Source organism: Rhizobacter sp. OV335, assembly GCF_900142965.1.
Taxonomy (GTDB): domain Bacteria; phylum Pseudomonadota; class Gammaproteobacteria; order Burkholderiales; family Burkholderiaceae_C; genus Rhizobacter.
In genome coordinates, this window is sequence record NZ_FRCQ01000010.1 from 154,636 (window position 1) to 172,754 (window position 18,119).

19 protein-coding genes are annotated in these 18,119 nt (G+C 70.2%); 7 read left to right on the forward strand and 12 right to left on the reverse strand.

Annotated elements, in window-relative coordinates:
• Positions 1-23: 23 nt before the first annotated feature.
• The 4 genes from BUE42_RS13035 to BUE42_RS13050 are packed head-to-tail and all read right to left on the reverse strand — an operon-like array spanning position 24 to position 4,965.
• Positions 24-983, reverse strand: a complete 960-nt coding sequence (locus BUE42_RS13035; protein WP_073465529.1) for an MBL fold metallo-hydrolase — start codon at positions 981-983, stop codon at positions 24-26.
• 28 nt (positions 984-1,011) lie between these two features.
• The gene (locus tag BUE42_RS13040; protein ID WP_073465530.1) at positions 1,012-3,228 is read right to left on the reverse strand and encodes a xanthine dehydrogenase family protein molybdopterin-binding subunit; all 2,217 of its coding nucleotides are present in this window, start codon (positions 3,226-3,228) and stop codon (positions 1,012-1,014) included.
• 22 nt (positions 3,229-3,250) lie between these two features.
• A complete protein-coding gene (locus tag BUE42_RS13045; protein ID WP_073465531.1) occupies positions 3,251-4,240 on the reverse strand; it encodes an FAD binding domain-containing protein in 990 nt (329 codons plus the stop codon).
• A gap of 11 nt (positions 4,241-4,251) precedes the next feature.
• Entirely contained in the window at positions 4,252-4,965 is a 714-nt protein-coding gene (locus tag BUE42_RS13050; RefSeq protein ID WP_073465532.1) for a 2Fe-2S iron-sulfur cluster-binding protein, read from the reverse strand.
• Positions 4,966-5,120: 155 nt separating this feature from the next.
• On the opposite strand from BUE42_RS13050, the gene BUE42_RS13055 reads away from it, so the two are divergent.
• Positions 5,121-5,630 (forward strand): DUF4142 domain-containing protein, encoded by a 510-nt coding sequence (locus BUE42_RS13055; protein ID WP_073465533.1) that lies wholly within the window; start codon positions 5,121-5,123, stop codon positions 5,628-5,630.
• Between the two features lies 1 nt (position 5,631).
• Here the strand turns inward: BUE42_RS13055 and BUE42_RS13060 are convergent, their stop codons facing one another.
• Complete coding sequence (locus BUE42_RS13060) at positions 5,632-6,204, reverse strand: YceI family protein (RefSeq protein ID WP_073465534.1); 573 nt, start codon at positions 6,202-6,204, stop codon at positions 5,632-5,634.
• A gap of 375 nt (positions 6,205-6,579) precedes the next feature.
• Here BUE42_RS13060 and BUE42_RS13065 point away from each other — a divergent pair, with 375 nt between their 5' ends.
• The 3 genes from BUE42_RS13065 to BUE42_RS13075 all read left to right on the forward strand — a co-directional run bounded on the left by BUE42_RS13065 (position 6,580) and on the right by BUE42_RS13075 (position 8,108).
• Entirely contained in the window at positions 6,580-7,149 is a 570-nt protein-coding gene (locus BUE42_RS13065; protein WP_073465535.1) for a dihydrofolate reductase family protein, read from the forward strand.
• 87 nt (positions 7,150-7,236) lie between these two features.
• On the forward strand, positions 7,237-7,572 hold the full coding sequence (locus BUE42_RS13070; RefSeq protein WP_073465536.1) for a DMT family transporter: 336 nt from the start codon (positions 7,237-7,239) through the stop codon (positions 7,570-7,572).
• Positions 7,569-8,108 (forward strand): DUF4124 domain-containing protein, encoded by a 540-nt coding sequence (locus tag BUE42_RS13075; RefSeq protein ID WP_143171472.1) that lies wholly within the window; start codon positions 7,569-7,571, stop codon positions 8,106-8,108. The genes BUE42_RS13070 and BUE42_RS13075 overlap by 4 nt, the downstream gene beginning before the upstream one ends.
• Before the next feature lie 58 nt (positions 8,109-8,166).
• On the opposite strand, the gene BUE42_RS13080 is transcribed toward BUE42_RS13075, so the two are convergent.
• From BUE42_RS13080 to BUE42_RS13105, 6 genes are all read right to left on the reverse strand, one after another.
• The gene (locus BUE42_RS13080; RefSeq protein ID WP_073465538.1) at positions 8,167-9,132 is read right to left on the reverse strand and encodes a Bug family tripartite tricarboxylate transporter substrate binding protein; all 966 of its coding nucleotides are present in this window, start codon (positions 9,130-9,132) and stop codon (positions 8,167-8,169) included.
• 33 nt (positions 9,133-9,165) lie between these two features.
• Positions 9,166-10,143, reverse strand: a complete 978-nt coding sequence (locus BUE42_RS13085) for a hydroxymethylglutaryl-CoA lyase (protein WP_073465539.1) — start codon at positions 10,141-10,143, stop codon at positions 9,166-9,168.
• Positions 10,140-11,348: a CaiB/BaiF CoA transferase family protein gene (locus BUE42_RS13090; RefSeq protein WP_073465540.1), complete on the reverse strand. Its 1,209-nt coding sequence runs from the start codon at positions 11,346-11,348 to the stop codon at positions 10,140-10,142. Before BUE42_RS13090 ends, BUE42_RS13085 begins: the two co-directional genes overlap by 4 nt.
• Before the next feature lie 84 nt (positions 11,349-11,432).
• A complete protein-coding gene (locus BUE42_RS13095; protein WP_073465541.1) occupies positions 11,433-12,326 on the reverse strand; it encodes a LysR substrate-binding domain-containing protein in 894 nt (297 codons plus the stop codon).
• Entirely contained in the window at positions 12,323-14,938 is a 2,616-nt protein-coding gene (locus BUE42_RS13100; protein ID WP_235002309.1) for a PAS-domain containing protein, read from the reverse strand. Before BUE42_RS13100 ends, BUE42_RS13095 begins: the two co-directional genes overlap by 4 nt.
• A gap of 3 nt (positions 14,939-14,941) precedes the next feature.
• Entirely contained in the window at positions 14,942-15,670 is a 729-nt protein-coding gene (locus BUE42_RS13105; protein ID WP_073465542.1) for a response regulator, read from the reverse strand.
• A gap of 193 nt (positions 15,671-15,863) precedes the next feature.
• Here BUE42_RS13105 and BUE42_RS13110 point away from each other — a divergent pair, with 193 nt between their 5' ends.
• From BUE42_RS13110 to BUE42_RS13120, 3 genes are read left to right on the forward strand one after another with little or no spacing between them, the layout of a single operon-like run.
• Positions 15,864-16,103, forward strand: a complete 240-nt coding sequence (locus tag BUE42_RS13110) for a type II toxin-antitoxin system ParD family antitoxin (RefSeq protein ID WP_073465543.1) — start codon at positions 15,864-15,866, stop codon at positions 16,101-16,103.
• Entirely contained in the window at positions 16,100-16,423 is a 324-nt protein-coding gene (locus BUE42_RS13115; RefSeq protein WP_073465544.1) for a type II toxin-antitoxin system RelE/ParE family toxin, read from the forward strand. The genes BUE42_RS13110 and BUE42_RS13115 overlap by 4 nt, the downstream gene beginning before the upstream one ends.
• A gap of 10 nt (positions 16,424-16,433) precedes the next feature.
• Positions 16,434-16,643, forward strand: coding sequence for an addiction module protein (locus BUE42_RS13120; RefSeq protein ID WP_073465545.1), 210 nt, complete (start codon positions 16,434-16,436; stop codon positions 16,641-16,643).
• 57 nt (positions 16,644-16,700) lie between these two features.
• Here the strand turns inward: BUE42_RS13120 and BUE42_RS13125 are convergent, their stop codons facing one another.
• Positions 16,701-17,906 (reverse strand): esterase-like activity of phytase family protein, encoded by a 1,206-nt coding sequence (locus tag BUE42_RS13125; protein ID WP_159445412.1) that lies wholly within the window; start codon positions 17,904-17,906, stop codon positions 16,701-16,703.
• Positions 17,907-18,119 lie beyond the last annotated feature (213 nt).

An 18,119-nucleotide genomic window follows, 5' to 3' on the forward strand; every position in this document is an offset into this window, starting at 1 on the left:
CAAATCAGGAGGCGCCGAGGATATCAGCGCGCGCGGTCGAGCCAGATGCCGATGCCTTGCGCGTTCAGCTCGAGGTCCATCGCGAGCAGCGCCATCGCGTCGTCGCGCGGCATCGTGCTGCCGAGGCTTTGCAGACGGGTCCAGTACAAGTCCGCGAGCCCGGCCATCAGCGCCGGGTGGCGCTCCGGTGCCGGCAGCGGGCGCAAACGCTCTCCGAGCGCGACGATCTCGTCGACCTGCGCCAGCATCATCGCGCCGAGCCGCGGCACACCGTCGACGCAGCCGTAGTGCGTGAGGTACAGCCGCTCGGGGTCGAAGCCGAGCATGCGCTGCACCGAGTGCTTCAGCGCCTCGGGCTCGAACTGCACCGGCGTGGTGGTGGGCAGCAGCCACGGGCCTTGCGCGGTGTCGAACTCGCGGTAGCTCAGGCCGAAGGTGTCGCCGGTGAAGAAGCCGCGGCTGCGCGCGTCCCAGATGCAGTGGTGGTGGCGGGCATGGCCGGGGGTGTCGATCAGCACCAGCGGCCGGCCGGCGAGCTCGACGACCATGCCGTCATGGCTCTCGACGACGCGCCCGGCCGGCACCGGCACCACCTCGCCGTAGGCCCGCGTCACCTCCTGCGCGCCGTACACCGCCCGGGCGCCGTTCAGCAGCGCGAGCGGCTCGATCATGTGGCGCGCGCCGCGCGGGTGGGCCAGCAGCTTCGCGTCGGGCAGGGCCTGCATCAGCGCACCGGCGCCGCCGGCATGGTCGAGGTGCACGTGGGTGACGATCACCCAGTCGACATCGTCGCGCCGCAGCCCGGCTGCCTCGACCGCCGCCAGCAGCCGCGGCAGCGAGTGCGTGGTGCCGGTGTCGATGAAGGCGCCGCGGCCGTTCTCGACCACCAGGTAGCAGGCATCGAAGGCCGGGCGGTGGAAGCCGGTGTCGATGACGTGGATGCCGTGCGGCAGCCGGTGCACGAAGGGCAGGGTGTGGACCATGCCCGCGATTTTGCGTCAGGTCATGCCGTCAGATCAGCTTGTCGAGCGTGATCGGCAGCTCGCGCACCCGCTTGCCGGTCGCATGGAACACCGCATTCGCGATCGCCGCGCCGACGCCGGTGATGCCGATCTCGCCGATGCCCTTCGCTCCCAGCGCGTTCACGTGCGGATCGTCCTCCGGCACCACCAGCGTCTCGATGCTGCCGATGTCGGCATTCACCGGCACGTGGTAGTCGGCCAGGTTGGCGTTGACGAAGCGGCCGTTGCGCGCATCGCGCCAGGTCTCTTCCATCAGCGCGAGGCCGACCCCCCACACGATGCCGCCCATCAGCTGGCTGTGGCCGGTCTTCTCGTTCAACAGCCGGCCGATGCCGTAGGCGCCGACGATGCGCGGCACGCGGATCTCGCGCAGCTCGGCGTCGACGCGCACCTCGGCGAACACCGTGCCGAACGCATGCATCGAGTACTGCTCGCGCTCCGGTCCCGGCTTGGCCTCGCTGCGCGCCTCCAGCGGCTGGCCGCCCTGCCGCGCCAGCACCGCGGCCATCGGCTCGCCGCGCGAGGCATCGGCCTGCGCGCGCAGCCAGCCGTCGCGGGCCACCACGCCCTGCGCGCTCTCGCCGTGCAGCGGCGACGCGGCATCCGCCACCGCCAGCGCGATCAGCCGGTCGCGCACCGCCTCGCAGGCCTGCTTCACCGCCGGTGCCACGCTGGCCGCCGTCTGCGAGCCGCCCGACACCGGCGCCTTCGGCATCGACGAATCGCCCAGCTGGAAGCGCACGCGGTTCACCGGCAGGCCGAGCGCGTCGGCGGCCACCTGGGTCATGATCGTGTAGGTGCCGGTGCCCAGGTCCTGCGAGCCCGATTGCACCAGCACCGTGCCATCGGGCAGCAGCCGGGCCACCGCCTCGGCGGCGCTGCGGTTGGTCGGGTAGGTGGCGGTGCCGACGCCCCAGCCGACCTGCCAGCGGCCATCGCGCATCGACTGCGGCCGCGGGTCGCGGCGCGCCCAGCCGAAACGCTCGGCGCCGACCCGGCAGCACTCGCGCAGCGATTTGCTGGAGAACGGCAGCTTCTTGTGCAGGTCGCTGTCGGCATGGTTGCGCAGCCGCATCTCCAGCGGATCGAGGCCGACCGCGTACGACAGCTCGTCGATCGCGCTGTCGAGCGCGAAGGTGCCGGTGGCCTCGCCGGGCGCGCGCGTGAAGGTGGGCGTCGCGATGTTCAGCTTCATCAGCCGCTGCGTGGTGGCGACGTTCTCGCACGCATACAGCATGCGGGTGCACAGCGACGACGGCTCGACCCAGTCCTCGAGCGTCGAGGTCTCGCTGACGACCTCGTGCCGCAGCGCCGTCAACGCGCCCTTTGCATCGGCCGCGGCCGACAGCGCCTGCTCGGTGCGCGGCCGGTTGCCGGTCGGGCCGAACATCTGCGGGCGTTCCAGCACCAGCCGCACCGGCCGGCCGACCTGGCGCGCGGCCATCGCCGCCAGCACCACGTGCGTCCAGGTCGAGCCCTTGCAGCCGAAGCCGCCGCCGACGTACGGGCAGATCACCTGCACCTGCTCGGGCGAGATGCCCAGCGTCTTCGCCACCGTGTCGCGGTCGCCGCTGACGTACTGCGTGGCGTCGTACAGCACCAGCTTCTCGCCGCTCCACGCGGCCAGCGTCGCATGCGGCTCCATCGGGTTGTGGTGCTCGATCGGCGTGGTGTAGAGGCCCGAGACCACCTGGCTGGCCGCCTGCATGCCGGCCGCCAGGTCGCCGCGCGAGCTGTCGGGCTTCTGCTGCTGCACTTCCTTCGGTGCATGGGCCTTGGCCCGCGCCGCCGCGAGGTCGAGCACCGCGTCGGGCGACGGTGCGTAGGTGATGACGAGGCGGCGCGCGGCCTCGCGGCATTGCTCCAGCGTCTCGGCCACCACCAGCGCGACCGGCTGGCCGTTGTAGTGCACCTGGTCGCCCTGCAGCAGCGTCAGCACGCGGCCGGCCGGGGGTTTCACGGCCGCCTTGCCGCCTTTCGGCAGGCGCATCGCGTTCTCGTGCGTCATCACCATCAGCACGCCAGGCAGGGCGCGTGCGGCGCGGCTGTCGATGCGCCGCACGCGCGCGCTCGGCACCGTGCTCAGCACCATCTGCGCATGCACCATGCGCGGCAGCGTGAACTCGGCGGCGTAGCGCGCCTGCCCGCACACCTTCAGCGGGCCGTCGGTGCGGTCCAGCGGCTGTCCGGTCAACAAGCGGTCCATGGGGTCCTTTCGTTGCGGTCGATCAGGCGGTGCCTGCGTGGGCCTGGGCCAGCGCGCGTGCCACCGCGCGACGGGCCAGCTCGATCTTGAAATCGTTGTGGCCGAAGCCGCGCGCGCCATCGAGCAGCAGGCGCGTCGCGTCGCCGATCGACGCGTCCGACAGCGGCCGGCCGACCAGCGCCTGCTCGGCCGCCAGCACGCGCCACGGCTTGTGCGCGACGCCGCCGAGCGCCAGCGCGGCGTCGGCGACCGCGCCATCGCGTTCGTCCAGCGCGGCGGCCACCGACACCAGCGCGAACGCATAGCTCGCGCGGTCGCGCAGCTTCAGGTAGGCATGGCGCTGCGCGAAGCGCGACGGCGGCAGGTCGACCGACAGGATCAGCTCGCCCGGTTGCAGCTGGGTGTCGATCTCGGGCCGGGCGCCGGGCAGCCGGTGGAAATCCGTCATCGGGATGCTGCGTTCGCCCTGCGCGCCGCGCACCCGCACCGTGGCGCGCAAGGCGGCCAGCGCGACGCACATGTCCGACGGGTGCGTCGCGACGCAGGCCTCGCTGGTGCCGAGGATCGCGTGCATGCGGTTGATGCCGCCGATCGCCGCGCAACCGGTGCCGGGCTCGCGCTTGTTGCAGGCGCCGAAGCCGGTGTCGGTGAAATACGAACAGCGCGTGCGCTGCATCAGGTTGCCGCCGACGGTGGCCATGTTGCGCAGCTGCGGCGACGCGCCCGACAGCAGCGCCCGCGCCAGCAGCGGGTAGCGCTCGCGCACCAGCCGGTGGTTCGCGGCGTCGCTGTTCGGCACGCCGGCGCCGACGCGCAGGCCGCCATCCGGCAACTGCGTGATCTCGCGGCCGGGCAGGCGCGTCACGTCGAGCAGGCGCAGCGGCCGCGCGACGCCGCCCTTCATCAGGTCGAGCAGGTTGGTGCCGCCGCCGATGAAGGCCGTGCCCGGCTGCTGCGCGAGGCGCACGGCTTCGTCGACCGACGCGGGGCGCTGGTAGTCGATGTTGTCCATCGCGGCGCTCCTCAGGCGACCGGCCGGATCGCGGCGACGACACGCACCGCGGTCACGATGTTCGGGTAGGCGCCGCAGCGGCACAGGTTGCCGCTCATGCGCTCGCGGATCTCGTCGTCGCTGAGCGCGGCCGGCTGGCGCAGGTCGGCGCTGACGGCACTGGCCTGGCCATCGCGGGCTTCCTGCAGCAGCGCGACGGCCGAGCAGATCTGCCCCGGCGTGCAGTAGCCGCACTGGAAGGCGTCGTGCTCGATGAACGCGGCCTGCATCGCATGCAGCGCGCCGGGCTGGCCTAGGCCCTCGATGGTGGTGATCGCGCGGTCTTCCTGCATCACCGCGAGCGTCAGGCAGCTGTTGATGCGGCGGCCGTCGACCAGCACGGTGCAGGCGCCGCACTGGCCGCGGTCGCAGCCCTTCTTGGTGCCGTACAGCGCGAGGTGCTCGCGCAGCGCATCGAGCAGCGTGACGCGCGGCTCGACCAGCAGCTCATGGCGCGCGCCGTTGACGGTCAACGTGATGCGCCGCGGTGGCGAGGCGGGGCGCGGTGCGGGCGGCGGCGGTGCTGCGTCAGCCGGTGCCGCGGCCACCGGCGCGCCGGGCAGCGCGGTGGCCAGCGCGCCGGTGGCGGCACCGGCCGACTTCAGGAAGCCGCGTCGGGTCGGGGCCGGCAGCGTGGCATGGAGGTGAGGGTCGACGCAGTCGGCGTCGTCGAGGGGATCTGACATGCGGCGGGCTCCTGGGCTGGCGATGCCCAGGCGCGGCAATCGACGTGCCCGCGCTGCAGTCCGCGTCCTACGCCGAACTCCGGAGCCGGCTGACAGTCGGCGCGGGGTGCGATGGCCAGACTGGGTGCCTTCTGTTTCGCACTGAAAGGCCCTCGATGAAACTCACCACACGACTCTCGACGCTGTTGATCCTCGGCGCCCTCGGCAGCTTCGCCGCCACCGCAGCGCATGCCCGCTCCGATGCGGCGTTCATGAAGGAAGCCGCGCAGGCTGGCAACGCCGAGGTGGAAGCCAGCAAGCTGGCACAGACCAAGGCCCAGCGCGCCGACGTCAAGACCTTCGCGCAGACGATGATCGACGACCACACCAAGGTCGGCGAAGAACTGAAGGCGCTGGCCGCCAGCAAGAAGGTCGATCTGCCGACCGGCCCGTCGGTCATGCAGAAGGGCGAGCTGAAGATGATCGATGCCGGCGCCGATGCCAAGTTCGATGAGCGCTACGTGAAGGCCTTCGGCGTGAAGGCGCACGAAGACACCGTCAAGCTGTTCGAGCAAGCCGCGAAGGAAGCCAAGGATGCCGACGTGAAGGCCTTCGCGCAGAAGACATTGCCCGGGCTGCAGCACCATCTGGAAATGGCTCGCGCCTTGCAGCCCGCCAAGCCCTGAGCTACTGAACGGCGATCGCTTCGACCTGGATGCGCAGCGTCACGTCCATGTTGAAGTGCCAGTCCTTGCCGGCGTCGATGCCGAACTGATCCCGCTGGATCGTCGTGATGGCATCGGCGCCGCACATCTCGCGCTTCAGCATCGGGTGCGGGACGCACTTGAGCCAGTTCAGCTTCAGCGTGACTGGTTTGGTGACGCCGTGCAGCGTCAGCTCGCCGGCCACCTCGGTCGGCACGCCGTCGACCACCTTGTCGAATTTGCCTTTGTAGACGGCCTTCGGGAATTTCTTGGCGTCGAACAGTTCCTTGCCCTGGGCCACCTTGTTCAGCGCGTCCTGGCCGAAATCGGCGCTGGCCGGCAGCACGGTGATCTCGAGGTCGCCGGTGCCGGCGGCCTTGTCGTAGCGCACCGTGCCGCTGCTCTTGTTGAACTTGCCGCGCCACACCGAGATGCCCATGTGGTCGGCCTCGAAGCTCGGGAAGGTGTGGTCGGGATCGATCTTGTAGGTGACCGGGGCGGCATGGGCGGTGAGCGTGGTCAGCAGGCCGGCGGCGAGGGACAGGGCGAGGCGCATGGAGGTTCTCCTGAAAGTGGTGTGAGGTGAACGGCACCGTGATTCTCGGTGCCCCCAGCCTCACGACGAACCAGCCGTGTGCCAATCGACATGAGGACCTGACCACACTGCCGTGCATCCGGCCTTCGGTCGGAGGTAGATTGCCGCAATGGCCTCTCTCAACATGCTTGTCCGCCAAGCCAGCGCTGCCGACGCCGAACGCATCGGCGAAATGTTGGCGGTCGCGTACGCTGCTCGCCGAACAGCGAGCTGAGCTTGTCCTGGCCATTCATGTCGAACGTTGAGCTACCGCTTGTGGGCGCCCACATCTTTATGCCCATAGGATGGCGGCACGGACGTTTTCTCGTTCTCGGGTGCAATTCATAGGAGGCCGAAGTGTCCGCATCAGTGCTCTACATGTCGATGTCACTCGACGGGTATATCGCAGGTCCGAACGACGAAGTGGGCAACCCCGGCGGAGACGAGTTCATGCGGCTGCACGAGTGGTACGGGGACTTCTCCCGGCCGTCGGGGCCGACCGGGGAGTTGTGGGACGAATGGAACGCTCCCGGCGCAATACTGGCGGGTCGACGTACCGTGGAGCAGGTCGATCACTGGGGCGGTGACAATCACGGTGTCCGGATCTTCGTGCCCAGCCATCGGCCGCCCGGTCCGTCCGTCGCGAACTATCCGTTGGTGACCTACGTGACCAATGGGATCGAGAGCGCGATGGCGCAGGCGAAGTCCGCCGCCGGGAAACGCGACGTGCTCATGCTGGGCGCGTACACGGCGCAACGGGCGCTCGAGGCCGGTGTGCTGGACGAGTTGCAAGTTCACCAGATCCCGGTGCTGTTCGGCGGTGGGCGTCGGCTGTTCGAGGTGTTGCCGTCGCGCATCGAGCTGGAGATCGTTCGGGTGATCGACACGCCGGAGGCCACACACATCCGCTACCGCGTCCGTCGCTGAGCCGGGCTGTGCTTCAGGTACCGCTTACCCAACTGCTAGCGCCACTCGGTACAAGTGGTCGGCTCGCACGTTCAGTAGGGGTATCGTATGAAATCAACACTCGTGGCCTGGTCGGTTCTGGTGGCCAGCGTCGTTGCGGAGGTGGCAGGTACTGTGGCACTCAAACACTCCAGTGGGTTCACGAAGTTTCTTCCGGCTGCCGTCGCGGGTTTCTTCTATGTGATCGCAATCTGGCTTATGGCCATAGCGATGCGGCAACTGGAAATGGGAGTCACCTATGCAGTGTGGGCTGCGAGCGGAACAGCAGCCATTGCGTTGGTCGGCATCGCTTTCTACGGGGAGCAAACTTCGGCTCTCAAGCTCGCAGGTCTGGTGCTCGTGGTTTTCGGCGTAGTCCTGCTGAACCTGGAGGCCCAGCCGTGACGCCTGGCCCTTCAATCGAGGGGACAAACACCGGCTTGCCGGTGTTTGCCTCTCATCTAAAACCTTGGGCGCTGCAAGTGCATTCAGTGCCGATCGAGAAGATCTACGCCATGAAAACGCCGTTCGGTTTACTGCTGTTGACTGCGATTTGGTTTCCTTGCCATGCAATAGATGTCTACAAATGGGCTGACGCAAAAGGCCAAGTCCACTACGGCGACGCCGTCCCGGAGGGAAAGGCAAGCTCCGCCAAAGGTATCTCAGTGAAAAGTGGCCCCGTGTCGGAGGCGGACAGGAAGGCTGCGACAGAGCGCCTTGCCAAGTACAGAGAAGATCTGGTGCGGGCCAGCCCCGAAGCTGCAGCCGCGCCGGCCGCGACAACGCCAAAGCCAAGGAAAACGCCTTGCGAAGAGGCTTGGGATGCCTACAACGAAAGCTATGCGTGCTTTGATCCGTACCGTATGGGCAAGGGAACAATCCGGCTGGAGGCCTTCCAAGGCTGCAAGGAAGTCAACCGGCCGCCCGAGGCATGCAGATAGCAGCGCCTGACCATTCCATCAAGAAGACTTCGCCCGGCAAGCCGGTCGCAGCTTGCACTCAGTCGCCTTCGATGTGCGCGCTCTTCACCACCTCGCCCCAACGCGCCAGCTCGTTGCGGGCCAAATTGCCGAGCGCCGCCGGCGCCAGGTAGTCGGCCGTCGCGCCCTGTTCCGCTGCCTTCTGCTTGAACGCCGGCGTCGCCATCACTTGTGCGATGGTGCGCGTCAGCTTGTCGACCACCGCGGCCGGCGTGCGGGCCGGGGCGAACACCGCGAACCACGAGGTCGCGTCCAGCCCGGGCATGCCGGCTTCGGCCGCGGTCGGCACGTCGGGCATCGAGGCCAGCCGATGCGGGCCGGTGACCGCCAGCGCGCGCAGCTTGCCCGACTGCACGAACGGGATGAACGGCGGCGGCGTGCCGAAGCTCAGGTCGACCTGCGCGCCGAGCAGGTCCTGCAGCGCCGGCCCGGTCCCCTTGTACGGCACGTGGGTCATCTGCACGCCGGCCTGCTGCGCGAGCATCGCGCCGGTCACGTGCTGCAGCGAGCCGTTGCCCGATGACGCGAAGCTCAGCTTGCCCGGGTTCTGCTTCGCGTACGCGACCAGCTCGGCCAGCGTCTTCACCGGCAGCCCGGCGCGCACCACCACCAGCTGCGGCGCGCTCAGCACGTTGGCGACCGGCTGCAGGTCGCGCTGCTCCCACTGCGACTGCTTCATCAGGTGCGGCGTGATCACGTGGTAGCCGGAGTACTGCATCAGCAGCGTGTAGCCGTCGGGCTCGGCGCGCTTGACGGCCACCGCGGCGATGCCACCACTCGCGCCGCCGCGGTTGTCGACGATGACCGTCTGGCCGAGCGCCTTGCCCAGCGGCTCGGCCAGCATGCGCGCGGCCAGGTCGGTGGTGCCACCGGGGGCGGTCGGCACGATCAGCGTGATCGGCTTGGCGGGATAGGGATCGGCGGCCAGTGCCGGAAGCGAGGCGGCGGCCAGCGAAAGGGCCAGCGCGTGCAATGTGCGGTTCATGGGGTGTCTCCTGTTGTGATGTCGTGATGAGGTTCAGCCGCGGCCCAGCGCGCGTGCACGCGTGGCCTCGAAGTCGTCGGGCAGCGGGTGCAGGTCGAGGCGCCGCCCGGCCTTGACGATCTGGCCCGGCAGGTCGTGGCCGATCAACGCCGGCAGCCGCTCGGCGGCGTTCATCAGCGCGTGCAGGTCGACCCCGGTGTCGTAGCCCATCAGCGCCAGCGCATGCACCATGTCCTCGCTGCAGACGTTGCCGCTCGCACCCGGCGCATACGGGCAACCGCCCAGGCCGCCGAGCGACGCGTCGAAGCAATCGGCGCCGGCGTCGATCGCGGCCAGCAGGTTCGCGAGGCCCAGCCCGCGCGTGTCGTGGAAGTGCACCGTCAGCGCGGTGGCCGGCCAGCGGGCGCGGAAGTCGCGCACCAGCGCCTGCACCTGCGGCGGATACGCCATGCCGGTGGTGTCGCACAGCGTCACGCCTTGCGCACCCAGTTCATCGACGAAGCGTTCGCACCAGTCGAGCACGGTAGTGGCAGGCACTTCGCCTTCCATCGGGCAGCCGAAGCAGCACGACAGCGAGACGTTGACCGCCACGCCGGCCTCGCGCGCCAGCGCCGCCACCTGCGACAGCGCGGCGAACGACTGCCCGCGCGTCATCCGCAGGTTCGCGAGGTTGTGGCTCTCGCTGGCCGACATCACCAGGTTCAGCTCGTCGCTGCGGGCGTCGATCGCGCGCTGCGCGCCGCGCACGTTGGGCACCAGCGCGCTGTAGACGACGCCGGGCCGCCTGCGGATCTCGCGCATCACGACCTCGGCATCGCGCAGCGCCGGGATGGCCTGCGCCGACACGAAGGCGGTGACCTCGATCTTGGCGGCGCCGGCCTGCGACAGCGCATCGACGAGGTCGATCTTGTCGGCGGTCGGCACGAAGGCCGCTTCGTTCTGCAGGCCGTCGCGCATGCCGACCTCGCACAGGCGCACGCGCCGGCCCTCGCCGTGCCAGATGCTGCTCATGCCACCACCCCCCGCTCGCGCAGCGCGGCGATCTCGCCATCGCGCAGCCCCAGCTCATGCAGCACCGCGTCGGTGTCGTCGCCCAGGTTCGGCGCCGATGTGCGAACGCTGCCCGGTGTCGACATCAGCTTCGGCACGATGCCGGGTACCTCCAGCGTGTCGCCGGCCCGCGTGGTCTGCGACAAGAGCATCTCGCGCGCCCGGTAATGCGGGTCTTCGGCGATGTCCTGCGCGGTGTAGACCTTGCCGCACGGCACGCGCGCTTCGCCGAGCACGGCCAGCACGTCGGCCACGTCGCGCCCGGCGGTCCAGGCCTCGATGGCGGCATCGAGTTCGGCCGCACGCGCCACGCGCCCCGCATTGCCGACCAGCGCCGCATCGTTGCCCAGGTCCGCGCGGTCGATCGCCTGCATCAGGCGCTTGAAGATGCTGTCGCCGTTGCCCGCGATCAGCACCACGCCGTCGCGGCAGCGGTAGGCGTTCGACGGCGCGATGCCGGGCAGCGCGCTGCCGGCCGGCCCACGCACCGCGCCGAACGCGCTGTACTCGGGCAGCAGGCTCTCCATCACGTTGAAGACGGCCTCGTTCAAGGCCACGTCGATCACCTGGCCGCGCCCGCCATGCGCCTGGCGGTGGTACAGCGCGGTCAGCACGCCGATGCAGCCGTGCAGCGCGGCCAGCGTGTCGCCGAGCGAGATGCCGCAGCGCACCGGCACGCGGCCGGGCTCGCCGGTCAGGTGGCGCAGGCCGCCCATCGCCTCGCCGATCGCGCCGAAGCCGGGCAGGTCGCGGTACGGCCCGGTCTGGCCGTAGCCGGAGATGCGCAGCATCACGAGGCCGGGGTTCAGTGCCGACAAGGCCTCGTAGCCGAGCCCCCAGCCTTCGAGCGTGCCGGGGCGGAAGTTCTCGATCAGCACGTCGGCCTGCGCGATCAGCCGGCGCGCGATGTCCTGCCCTTCGGCGTCGCGCAGGTCGAGCGCGATCGAGCGCTTGTTGCGCGACTGCACCTGCCACCAGACGGAGGTGCCATCCTTCAGCAGGCGCCAGCTGCGCAGCGGGTCGCCGCTGCCGGGCGGTTCGACCTTGATCACGTCGGCGCCGAATTCGCCGAGCGTCTTGCCGGCGAACGGGCCGGCGATCAGCTGGCCCATCTCGACGACGCGCACGCCGTGCAACGCGCCGGGGGCGGGGGAGGGTGTGTCCATCGGGCCATTGTCGAAACCGGCCCGGCGATGCGGAATGACGAAGGTGTGCAGCGAGCTTTCGCGGTTCGCGAAAGCGGATGAGGGTCAACCCGGATCGAGGTGGTCGATCAGCAGGCGCACGTGCCGCGGCACCGCGGCTGCATCGCGCACGCCGAGCAGCAGCTTGCGGCGCGTCCAGTCGTCGGCCAGCGCGACCTGCCGCAGGTCCATCGAGCGCAAATGCGGCAGGATCGCATCGCGCGGCAGCACGCCGACGCCGAGCCCCGCGGCCACCATGCGGCACATCGCGTCGAAGCTGCGCACGCGGATGCGCAAGCGCAGCTGGCGGCCCAGCGCCTGCGCCTCGGTGTGCAGCCGGCGTGCCAGCGAGGTGCCTTCGGACAGGCTCACGAAATCGCAGTCCAGCAGCTCCTCGAAGCGCAGGCTGCGCCGGCGCGCCAGCGCATGGCCGCGCGGCAGCACCAGCACCAGCCGGTCCTCGCGGTAGCCCATCGTGTGCAGCCCGTGCGTCGGCGTGCGGTCGGCGAAGATGCCCAGGTCGGCCCGGCCGTCGAGCACCGCCTGCACCACCGCGCTGCTGTCCTCTTCTTCCAGCTCGATGCGGATGCCCGGGTTGTGCGCGATGAAGGCGGCAATGTCCGGCGGCAGGAACTGCGTGATCGCCGAGGTGTTGGCCCACAGCCGTACCACGCCGACCAGCCCCGCGGCATGGTCCGACAGGTCGGCGGCCAGCCGGTCGACGTCGCTCAGGATGCGCTGCGCATGCAGCTGCAGCGCCTGGCCGGCGGCCGTCAGCGTGACGCCGCGCGAATGGCGCTCCAGCAGCTGCGTGCCGACGGCTCCCTCCAGGTCGGTGATGCGCTTGCTGGCCGCGCCCACCGCCAGGTGCGCCAGCGCCGCGCCCTGGCTGATGCTGCCGCTGCGCGCGACCAGGCTGAACAGCTGCAGCGAAACCAGGTCGAGGCGGTGGAGATTCATGCCAGCAAGGCCTCCAGGCTCTTGCGCGTGAACGGCTTCGGCAGGAAGGCGGCCGTGGCCGGCCAGTCGCTGCGCTGCGCATGCACTTCCGGCGGCAGGCCCGAGGTCAGCACGATGCGCTGCTGCGGCCAGTCGCGCGCGATGCGGTGCCACAGCGCGATGCCGTCGCCACCCGCGCCGAGCATCACGTCGGAGACCAGCAAATCGAACGGGCCGTGCGCCGCCATGCTGGCCAGCGCGTCCTGCTCCGACGCCACTTCGGTCACGGTGGCGCCCAGGTCGTCGAGCAGCGCGGCAGCCGTGGCCCGCACGCTGTCGTCGTCCTCCACCAGCAGCACGCGGGCCGCCGTGCCGCCCGCACGGATCGCCACGCGCGGCGCCGCAGCCGCGGCGCCGCCACGCGAGGCCGGCAGCCACAGCTCGGCCGTGGTGCCGCGGCCTTCGGCGCTGTGCAGCACGAGGCTGCCACCGCACTGGCGCATGAAGCCGTCGACGATCGCGAGCCCCAGCCCGCTGCCCTGGCCGGGCGCCTTCGTCGTGAAGAACGGTTCGGCCACGCGTGCCTGCACCTCCGCCGGCATGCCGTGGCCGGTGTCGTGCACGCGGACCACGACCGCCTCACCGGCCGGTGCGACGCAGGCGCTGTGCGCGGCGTGCGCGATCGACAGCGTCAGCCTGCCGCCGTGCGGCATCGCGGCGGCGCTGTTCAACGCCAGGTTCAGCAGCGCGTTCTCCAACTGGCCGCGGTCGGCCTGCACCGACAGCCGTGGAAGGCCCTCGTCGATCCGCACCTCGATCGCCGGCCCGACGCTGTACTCGACCAGGTCCTGCATCTCGGCCAGCATGTCGTCCACGCACACCGCCTCGACCTCCAGCGGCTGGCGCCGCGCGAACACGAGCAGCCGGCGCGACAGCCCGGCCGCCGATTCGGCCGCCTTGTGCGCGCGCACCGCCAGCGCGGCGGTCGGCCCGTCGCCGGCCAGCCGGTTGCGCAGCAGCTCCAGGTTGCCGAGGATCGCGCTCAGGAAGTTGTTGAAGTCGTGCGCGACGCCGCCGGTCAGCTGGCCCAGCACCTCCATGCGCTGCGCCTGCCGCAACTGCGCCTCCATCGCGCGGCGGGCGCTGAGGTCGCGGCAGACGGCGACCCAGCCGCCGTCGGGCATCGGGTGGCTCAGGATCTCCAGCACGCGGCCGGCCGGCAGGTGCAGCTCGGCCGACGCCGCGATGCGGTGCCGGCCGAGGCGCGCCGCGGTGTCGGCCGCCACCGCGCGCCAGGTGGCGCCGGCCGGCAGCGCCGCGTTCAGCTCGCCGATCGGAACGCCGAGGCGCAGCACGCCGGGCGCGAACGGCAGCAGGCTCTCGAACTTCTGGTTCCAGACGATCAGCGCGCCCGTCGCGTCGTACACCGACAGGCCGTCGTTCATGCTGTGGAACACGCTCTCCAGCAGGCGGCCCTGCACGTGCAGGCCCTGCGTCAGCCGCTGCTTCTCGAGCAGGTGATCGCGGAACACCTGGAAGGCGCGCGCCAGCTCGCCGATCTCGTCGGGGCGCGTGATGGCCGCGCTCGGCTGCGCCACGTCGCCGCCGGCCAGCCGCGTCATCGTGCGCGTCATCGCCTGCAGGTCGCGCAGCACGCGCTGCACGTACAGCGCGCCGGCCAGCGCCGTCAGCACCGAGAGTGCGCTCACCAGCACCAGCGCCGATGCGCCCGAGCTCACCGTGCCGCGCACCGTGTCGCGCCGCTCGGTCGACACCTTGCGCAGCTCGCCCACGTAGGCGCTGGCACGTGCGCCGAGCTGGGTGGAGTGGCTGCGCATCAGCTGCACGACGGTGCTGAGCTGGCGCTCGGTGCGCAGCTGCCGGCGGCGCAGCTGGAACGCGCCGTCGTCGCCGAAGCACAGCGCCTGCAGCGCGGCGGCGAGCGCCGGCAGCCGGCGGTCCTCGCCGGCCTGCTGCGCGAAGACCCACAGCGCCTCGACGTCGGCCTCGCTGCGGCCCAGCGTCGTGTACTCGTCGGCCAGCTCGGCCGCGACCAGCGTGCTCCAGATCGACTGCAGGCTCGGCGCCTCGCGCTGCACGCGCACGCGGTTGCGGAACAGCTGGTCGCCCAGCGCATCGAGCGTGTCGCGCTGGCTGCGCAGCTGCGCCTGCTGGCGGCGGCGCTCGCTCGACAGCGCGAGCAGGCTGGTCAGGTCGCGGTCGATGCCGTCGAGCATCGCGCTCGCCTCCAGCCGCGAATCGGCCCGCGTCGGCAGGTCGCCCGACAGGCGCCGGATCTCGCCGAGCAGCACGCGCACCAGCTGGCTGTCGCTGCGGCTGGGCGATTGCATGTCGCTGTCGGCGATGCTCGGCGCGACGGCGGCCAGCTGCGACACCTTCTCGGCCAGCTCCAGCACGCGTGCGATCTCGGGCATCACGCCGGCCTCGAAGTCGTCGAGCGCGCGCTGGTTGTGGCGCATGCCGGCGATGCCGGTGACGGCCAGCACGATGGTCAGCAGCAGCAGCGCGAGGAAGGTGGCGAGCAGCCGGGTGCGGATCGCGAAGCGCGCGGGCGGCTCGCCGCCGGGCATGGCAGGCGTCGCCGCCGCATCCACCGTGATGGCCTGCGCCACGTGTCAGCCGCGCGTCACCGGCACGCCGAACACATAGCCCTGGCCACGCTCGGTGCGGATGTAGGCGGGCTGGCGCGGATTGGGTTCGATCTTGCGGCGCAGGCGCAGGATCAGCACGTCGACGCTGCGGTCGTAGGCCTCGGTCTCGGTGCCGCGGAACTGCGACAGCAGCTCGTCGCGCGCCCACACGCGGCCGGCCTGCGTGACCATCGCGGCGAGCAGCGCGAACTCGCCGCGCGTCACGTCGCAGGGCTCGCCGCTGCTGCGCGCCAGCGTGCGGGCGGTGCGGTCGAGCACCCAGTCGCCGAAGCGGTAGCGTTCGTGCACCGGGTCGTCGGGGCGGGCCGCGGGGCGGGAGAGTTCGGTCGAGCGGCGCAGGCTGGCGCGCACGCGGGCCAGCAGTTCGCGCCCGGAGATCGGCTTGACGAGGAAGTCGTCGGCGGCGAGTTCGAGGCCGAGCACGCGGTCGGCCTCGTCGCCCTTGCCGCTCATCATGATGATGGGCACGGTCGAGCTGCGGCGCAGTTCGCGCGCGATCGCGAGGCCATCTTCGCCGCGCAGCTTCAGGTCGAGCATCACCAGCGAATGCGGGCGCTCGCGCAGCGCGCGCTGCATCTCGTCGCCGGTCTGCACCGCGGTGGCCTGCAGGCCGCCATCGGACAGCACCGCGCCGATCCAGTCGAGCACGTCGGGCTCGTCGTCGAGGACCAGGATGCGGTGGGGGGCGGGCATCGGGGGACTATACGAAAGCGCTGTGTGGGGCGGGCTCGGGAATGTCCCTCGCCGCGGCGAGCGTGTCGAGTCAAGCGTTCATATGGACTGGTTGACGCTGCCGGGGTCGAATTTCAGACTGCGCCGATTCGATCCAACCATTTCCTCAACCATGACTTTGCCAAATTTTGCCAACGTGATTACCATTTCGCGGATGAGCACGATGAACATCTCGCTTCCGGACGCCTTGAAGGACTATGTCGACGAACAGGTGGTCGCCCGCGGCTACGGCACCAGCAGCGAATACGTGCGCGACCTGATCCGCAAGGATCAAGACCGGATGGCGCTCAAGGCGTTGGTGATCGAAGGCCTCGCATCGCCGATCAGTGAGCGCAGCCATGAAAGCATCATCGAGGCGCAGCGCCAGCGGATTCGCAAGGCAGCGTCGCGGTGACGCTTCGCACGCTGCTGTGGCGTGAACAGGCGGAGCGCGACTTCCATGACGCGGTGGGCTACTACTTGACTGAAGGCGGGGACGATCTCGCAAATCGCTTCGTGGAGGCAGTCGACATCGGGCTTCGTCATGTGGCTGCCCAGTCGGCCACGGGTTCGCCTCGGTATGCCGTCGAACTCCAGATGTCCGGCCTGCGAACCTGGCGACTCAAGAAATTTCCTTACCTCCTCGCCTACTTCGACGGTGGTGATTGCATTGAACTCGTGCGTGTCTTGCACGAGCGCAGAGATATCGCCGAGGGCCTTCAGGCGCTTCCCTGAGGCCCTCAGCGTGCATCTGCGCAGCGTGGCACTTTCTCCGGAAGACCGTGTGCGCATGGCCGAGAGACTGCTCGATTCGCTTCAGGACTCCTCGCTTGCGCATATCGAAGCGGCTTGGGACGAAGAGATCGAGCGCCGAGTGGAGGCCTGCGAACGAGGTGAGGTCCGAACCTACGAGGCGAAAGACGTGTTTGCCGAGGCAAGACGCATCGCACCGTGACGGGAGTCCGGTTCACTGCCGAAGCGCGCAAAGAGTTGCTTCCCGGGGTTCAACGCGTCACGGGTAAACGCTGAAAGTTGAGCTGGTTGGCGCTGCCGTGTCCGATGGGATCACCTCGAGCGCGATGAACTGGTTGCGCTGGCTCGGCGAGAAGTTGTCATCCGAGGCCAGCAGCAGCGTCGCGTGGCCGTTCGGCAGGCGCGGGCCCCAGGCGGCGGCTTCGATGTTGTCGATGGGCCCGATCTGCGCCGACAACGTCGACAGGTCGAGCAGCAACCGCTTGCGCAACGGGCGCACGCCGGGCTGCTGCAGCGAATCGATGGCGGACACGTCCTGCGCGCCGCCGACCTCCGCCTCGTACAGCCGGATCGCGAAGCGGAACACCATCGTGTCGACCTCGTAGCCGCAGCGCTCGACCACCAGCAGCCGGTCGCGGTCGATTGCCAATATCTCGCTGACGCCGTTGTCGGCGCGGCGTCCACCGCCGGTGGGCGTGCGCGGGATCGCGTCGACCGGGTAGGCCACCTGCGTCAGCAGCGCGTCGTCGCGGCCGAGCAGGCTGAAGCGCGCCAGCGCGCCGTGCTGCGCGTCGGGCAGCGGGCCGTCCTCGATCAGCGGCGCTTCCATCGCGACCCACAGCGCCTGCGCATCGGGCGTGAACGCGAGGCCCTCCAGGCTCAGGTTGTGGCGCGGCCCGCGCGGCGGATCGCGCTGCAGGTGCAGCCGCGCCGGCAGCGCCAGCTCACGCACGAAGCGACCGTCGCGGTCCATGCGGCGCACGAACGGGTCGAGCCCGAGGCCGCGGTCGCCCTCGCTGGTGTACAGCAGGCTGCCGTCGAGCGGGTCGATGCGCAGCGCCTCCGGGTCCGGCACCACCGCGCCGGGCTGTGCACGCGCCTGCGCGAGCCCGGGGTAGGCCGTGCCGTCGGGCTGGCGCAGCAGCGTCACCGCCAGCGGCTCGATCGCACCGATGCCCTGCGCGCCAATGCGCAGGCGCAGCGTGTAGAAGCGCGCCGGCGCGAGCTCGGACTTGTCGTCGCTGAGCATCAGCCAGTCGCCGCTGGCCGGATCGCGGTCCATGCCGGAGATGCCGCCGAAGTGCTGCAGCACCCCATCGGGCGTGCGCGCCAGCGTCGCACTGCCGAGCAGCCGCAGGCCGGCGATCGGCGAGGCGGCCGATGCGGATGACGCAGACGGCAACGCCGGCGCGGCGCAACCCGCCAACAGCCAGGCCGCGACAACGCACACCACGCCGGTGCCCACGGTCCCTCTGCCGCGCCGAAATCCGTGCATCGTTCCTCCCACCCCACACCCATTCACCAAACTGGTACGTACCAGATGCTAGCGCAAATGGAAGCCCGAATCCGCATGACAGTTCCGTGAAACCTGCAAGCACCGCGGGTGTGCAACTTCGCGTGGCTGGACGATGACAGCGCTCGGGTTTCGTTTTGCCGTACGCCGGATTCCTACGCTGAT